4 protein-coding genes are annotated in these 3,355 nt (G+C 66.1%); 3 read left to right on the forward strand and 1 reads right to left on the reverse strand.

Annotated features, from left to right (window positions below; translation table 11 throughout):
- Positions 1-42 precede the first annotated feature (42 nt).
- Complete coding sequence (locus Q8R73_RS10970) at positions 43-846, reverse strand: L,D-transpeptidase (protein ID WP_305719566.1); 804 nt, start codon at positions 844-846, stop codon at positions 43-45.
- 217 nt (positions 847-1,063) lie between these two features.
- Between Q8R73_RS10970 and Q8R73_RS10975 the strand changes: the two genes are divergently transcribed.
- From Q8R73_RS10975 to Q8R73_RS10985, 3 genes are all read left to right on the forward strand, one after another.
- Positions 1,064-2,182: an AI-2E family transporter gene (locus tag Q8R73_RS10975; RefSeq protein ID WP_305719567.1), complete on the forward strand. Its 1,119-nt coding sequence runs from the start codon at positions 1,064-1,066 to the stop codon at positions 2,180-2,182.
- 53 nt (positions 2,183-2,235) lie between these two features.
- Positions 2,236-2,559 carry a YqjD family protein gene (locus tag Q8R73_RS10980; RefSeq protein WP_305719568.1) on the forward strand — a complete coding sequence of 108 codons (324 nt, stop codon included), beginning with the start codon at positions 2,236-2,238 and terminating at the stop codon, positions 2,557-2,559.
- 124 nt (positions 2,560-2,683) lie between these two features.
- Positions 2,684-3,169, forward strand: coding sequence for a hypothetical protein (locus tag Q8R73_RS10985; RefSeq protein WP_305719569.1), 486 nt, complete (start codon positions 2,684-2,686; stop codon positions 3,167-3,169).
- The last annotated feature ends 186 nt before the right edge of the window (positions 3,170-3,355 follow it).

A 3,355-nucleotide genomic window follows, 5' to 3' on the forward strand; every position in this document is an offset into this window, starting at 1 on the left:
GCCAACCGCTTGCCTGACAGCCGGGTCATCCTGGGCTCCGGATCAATACAGCGAGGACGTCGAAAGGATCATCGCCTGGCGGCCCGGCACGGCCGTGGTGGCGACGGGGCGCGGCGCGGCCGCCGGGCGAACCGTGATCGTGGTCCGGGTCGCCTGATTCCGGGTCGCCACAAGCGGCGCGTTCTTCGGCAGCACCACCACTTTGGTGCCGATGGTGACGCGGCTGAACAGGTCGGCGACGTCTTCATTGGTCAGGCGGATGCAGCCCGAGGAGACGAACTTGCCGATCGTCGAAGGATCGTTGGTGCCGTGAATCCGGTAGATGCTGGAGCCGAGATACATGGCGCGCGCGCCGAGCGGATTGCCCGGGCCGCCGGCCACGAAACGCGGCAGATAGGGCTGGCGCGCGATCATCTCGGAGGGCGGGGTCCAATCCGGCCACTCGGCCTTCCGGGTGACCTTCTGCACGCCGGACCAGGTAAAGCCCTCGCGGCCGACGCCGACGCCGTAGCGAACCGCGCGGCCCTGGCCGAGCACGTAATAGAGGTAGGTGTTGCCGGTATCGATCACGATGGTGCCGGGGGCTTCGCTGGTCCGGAAGGCAACGATGGTGCGCTTCAACCGCTCCGGCATCACCGCGGCATCGTCGCCGTCGTCCTCGGGCTGGACCATCACATTATCGGAGGGAAATGACATCGGCGCATGGGAGGCATAGCCGAGCACCTGGGCGCTCGCGCCTTGCAGCAGCGCAGGCGACAGCAGCAGGGCCGTTCCGAGGACCAGCGCGCCGGTGGTGCGCCAGGAAACGGATCCGGAGAGAAGCTTGCTTGCGATTGTCTGTGCCATGACCTGCCCCGATGCGTGATGCTCTGGCCAAACAACCCGGTCGATGCCGCATGGTTCCGTCCGATTCGACGCGTCGGGTGCCATGTCAACCGCCGTTCGCTTCACGTTGTTGCGATGGAACCTTCGGTTCCTGCACGGGTTATGTCGGGCTGATCGCCCGTTTCATCAGCGCAACCGCGTCGTCCAACCACATCGCCGTAGCGCGGGGGAGAGCCAATTGCGTGTCCTTCCCAATGAGCGTGCAGCGTCCGCGGAGCCGGCGGGCGAGCCGCTGCCCGACAGCCGGAACGAAAACCCGCCGGTGATCCGGCGCGCCGAGGTGGTGGCGTTCTCGCTGGTCGCACTCCTCACCATCTGCATCATCGCGGTGCTGTACGCCGCCAAGGCATTCTTCCTCCCGGTCACGATGGCGTTCGTGATCGGCACCATGCTGGCGCCTGCGGCGCGTTTCCTCGAGCAGCACCGCATTCCGCGAGCAGTGTCCGCCGTCCTGATCGTGGCGGCGGCTTGCGCCGTGGTCGCCTTCATGGTGGGGCTGATCGCCGCCCCGGTCATTGAATGGAGTGCGCGGCTCCCCGAACTCGGCTCGCTCATGAAGGACAAGCTTCATGTGTTCGATGGCCCGGTGCGGCTGTGGCAGCAGTTGCAGCTCGCGCTCGGCGGAACCGACGCGCTGCCGGGCGCGTCGTTCACGCTTCCCAAGATCGACTGGGTGCAGCCGACCGTCGAATTCCTGTCGCCGACCTTCGCCGAATTCCTGCTTTTCCTGGCGATCCTGATCCTGTTCATCGTGAGCTGGCCGGACCTGCGCCGCGCCATCGTCATGACGTTCGGCGAGCGCGAATCGCGGCTGCGAACCTTGCGGATCGTCAACACGATCGAGGAACACCTCGGCGGCTACCTGCTGATGGTGACCGCGATCAACCTCGGCGTCGGCGTCCTGACCGGCATCATCTGCGCGATGACGGGGATGCCGAACCCGGCCGCGCTCGGCGCGCTGGCGGCCACCCTGAATTTCATTCCCATCATCGGCCCTGTGGTGATGTTCGTGATCCTGACCGTGGTCGGCGTCATCGCCTTCCCGACGCTGGGCGCAGGAATGCTGGGACCTACGGCTTTCGCCGTGATGACCTTTCTCGAGGGGCACTTCGTCACGCCCGTCATCGTCGGCCGGCGGCTTCAATTGAACGCGCTGGCGGTGTTCATCGCGCTGGCGTTCTGGACCTGGCTGTGGGGACCGATGGGCGCCTTCCTGGCCTCGCCGATCCTGATCGTCGGACTGGTTCTGAGAGATCATCTGCTGCCCGACGATACGCCGCAGCTGCCGGGGCACTGACCGGACCCGGTTTCGCCGCGGGAACTTCCCGCACGGCCAGACGTTTGTGGCCTATGCAGTACGAACGCCTCGAAAAGGATGTAGCAGCCGTGAAAAACGATATCTCCGCCCTGACCGACCAGATCACCGACGCCCTCAACGCATTCGCCGGCAGCGCCGGCAAGCAGGCCCGCCGCGGCCTGAAGGAAGCCCGCGCCAATGCCGATTCGACCTATGACGACCTCTACGAGCGCGGCAGCGCCATGATGGATTCCGCCTATGGCGCTGCCTCGTCGCTCGAGGAGTCGCTGGAAGACACCATCACCCAGCGGCCGCTGGCGACGGTGGGCATCGCGCTCGGCATCGGCTTCTTGATCGGCGCGGCGTGGCGGCGGTGAAATCGGTGCCGTCGCAATCCGCGCCTTTCGTAGCGTGACGCGCTGCTCCTGACTCTTGCCGGATGGCGGCGCCGACGCGCCGCCATCCCTTTCGCTTAAATTCCATTTTACATCGGGGCGTTTCATGTTTGCGCGGATGATCGACGATTTCAAGGAGAGCACCGGCACCGCCCTGCGGCTGACATCGCTCGCCGCGGCGGCGGCGTTTGCGCTGCTGGTCACGACATCGTTTCTGTGCGCGGCGCTGTTCATGTTCATGCTGCAGCACTACGGCCCGGTCGAAGCCTGCCTGGCCGGCGCCGGTGTTTTCTTCCTCGTCACCGTGATCGCGGCGGTCTGCTACAAGGTGCGCCAGAACCAGATCCGCGCCCGTGCCGAGCAGGCCGCCAGGGAAGCTGCCCGCGAATCCGCGCGTTCCGCGAAATCGGCGGCCTCGAGCATGCTGGCAGATCCGATGCTGCTAGCCGCCGGCCTCCAGGTGGTTCGTGCCATCGGCCTCAAGAAGCTGATTCCGATCCTCGCGATCGGCGGCGTGGCGCTCGGCTTCATGATGAGCCGCGGCGCGAGTGCAACCGGCGACGAGGCGGAAGCCGAAGCGCCGGCGGAGTAGGCTCCGCGCATCGGCCCCGCAATAACGCCGGTTTTCATGACAGACAAGCCTTCGCGATCTCGCGGCGCGTTTCGCCCGAGCTTTGCCGGAAATTTCCTCGCCCTCCGATCAGAGGGCGCGGGGAATGCCGGGCGCCCGATGCGCCCGATAGCCACGTGTGCTATGGGTAGTGGTAGATGCACACGT

Origin of the sequence: Bradyrhizobium sp., assembly GCF_030697065.1 — a bacterium.
Classification (GTDB): domain Bacteria; phylum Pseudomonadota; class Alphaproteobacteria; order Rhizobiales; family Xanthobacteraceae; genus Bradyrhizobium.